Origin of the sequence: Alishewanella sp. SMS8 (genome assembly GCF_030737935.1) — a bacterium.
GTDB classification, from domain to species: Bacteria; Pseudomonadota; Gammaproteobacteria; order Enterobacterales; family Alteromonadaceae; genus Alishewanella; species Alishewanella maricola.
In genome coordinates, this window is sequence record NZ_JAPJEA010000015.1 from 1 (window position 1) to 2,085 (window position 2,085).

A 2,085-nucleotide genomic window follows, 5' to 3' on the forward strand; every position below is an offset into this window, starting at 1 on the left:
AGCGGCACCACCACCGATGTTGCTCCAGGCACGGTGATTAATATCACTATCACCGATCAAAATGGTAAAACAGTCATTGCTCAAGCCACCGTGCTGGCCGATGGCAGCTATGCCTTAGAAGGTGTCGATGTCAGCACCTTAGCCGATGGCCCATTAACCATTGATGCGACGGCGGTCGATAACAACGGCAATCCATTGGCTGCTGATACTTCAGCTACACTCGATGCCATTGCCGGCTCATTGGATATCGCTGCGACCGTCGATAACACCGATGGCACCCTCGATGTATCGGGTACCACCACCGATGTGGCGCCGGGCACGGTAATTAACATCACCATCACCGACCAAAACGGTAAAACGGTAATTACTCAAGCTACCGTATTAGCCGATGGCAGTTACCAGTTAGCCGATGTCGATGTCAGCACCTTAGCCGATGGCCCATTAACCATTAATGCGACGGCTGTCGATAACAACGGCAATCCATTGGCCGCTGATACTTCAGCCACACTCGATGCCATTGCCGGTTCATTGGATATCGCCGCGACCGTGGATAACACCGATGGTACGCTTGACCTCAGTGGTACCACCACCGACGCGGCACCGGGCACCGTGATTAACATCACTATCACCGATCAAAACGGTAAGACAGTCATTGCTCAAGCCACCGTGCTGGCCGATGGCAGCTATGCCTTAGAAGGTATCGATGTCAGCGCGTTAGCCGATGGCCCACTGACCATTGACGCGACGGCAGTGGATAACAACGGCAATCCATTGGCCGCTGATACTTCAGCCACACTCGATGCCATTGCCGGTTCATTGGATATCGCCGCGACCGTGGATAACACCGATGGCACGCTTGACCTCAGCGGCACCACCACCGATGTTGCTCCAGGCACGGTGATTAATATCACTATCACCGATCAAAATGGTAAAACAGTCATCGCCCAAGCCACCGTGCTGGCTGATGGCAGTTACCAGTTAGCCGATGTCGATGTCAGCACCTTAGCCGATGGACCACTGACCATTGATGCGACGGCAGTCGATAACAACGGCAATCCATTGGCTGCTGATACTTCAGCCACACTCGATGCGGTTGCCGGTTCATTGGATATCGCTGCGACCGTCGATAACACCGATGGCACCATCGATTTATCGGGCACCACCACTGACGTGGCACCGGGTACCGTAATTAACATCACCATCACCGATCAAAACGGTAAGACGGTCATTGCCCAGGCCACCGTATTAGCCGATGGCAGCTACCAGTTAGAAAATGTCGATGTCAGCACCTTAGCCGATGGACCACTGACCATTGATGCGACGGCAGTCGATAACAACGGCAATCCATTGGCCGCCGATACTTCAGCCACACTCGATGCGGTTGCCGGTTCATTGGATATCGCCGCGACCGTGGATAACACCGACGGTACGCTTGACCTCAGCGGCACCACCACCGATGTTGCTCCAGGCACGGTGATTAATATCACTATCACCGATCAAAATGGTAAAACAGTCATCGCCCAAGCCACCGTGCTGGCTGATGGCAGTTACCAGTTAGCCGATGTCGATGTCAGCACCTTAGCCGATGGCCCATTAACCATTGATGCGACGGCAGTCGATAACAACGGTAACCCACTCGCGGCAGATACTTCAGCCACACTTGATGCGGTTGCCGGTTCATTGGATATCGCTGCGACCGTCGATAACACCGATGGCACCCTCGATGTATCGGGCACCACCACCGACGTTGCTCCAGGCACGGTAATTAACATCACCATTACCGATCAAAACGGTAAGACGGTGATTACCCAAGCTACCGTATTGGCAGATGGCAGCTATGCCTTAGACGGTGTCGATGTCAGCACCTTAGCCGATGGACCACTGACCATTGATGCGACGGCAGTCGATAACAACGGCAATCCATTAGCTGCTGATACTTCAGCCACACTTGATGCGGTTGCTGGCTCATTAGATATCGCTGCGACCGTCGATAACACCGATGGCACCATCGATTTATCGGGTACCACCACCGATGTTGCTCCAGGCACGGTGATTAATATCACTATCACCGATCAAAATGGTAAA

General features: G+C 53.3%; 1 protein-coding gene. It reads left to right on the forward strand.

Annotation, left to right across the window (positions count from 1 at the left end; genetic code table 11):
* The coding region (locus ORJ01_RS16155) for a beta strand repeat-containing protein (RefSeq protein ID WP_371930790.1) at positions 1 to 2,085 on the forward strand (2,085 nt) is incomplete at both ends.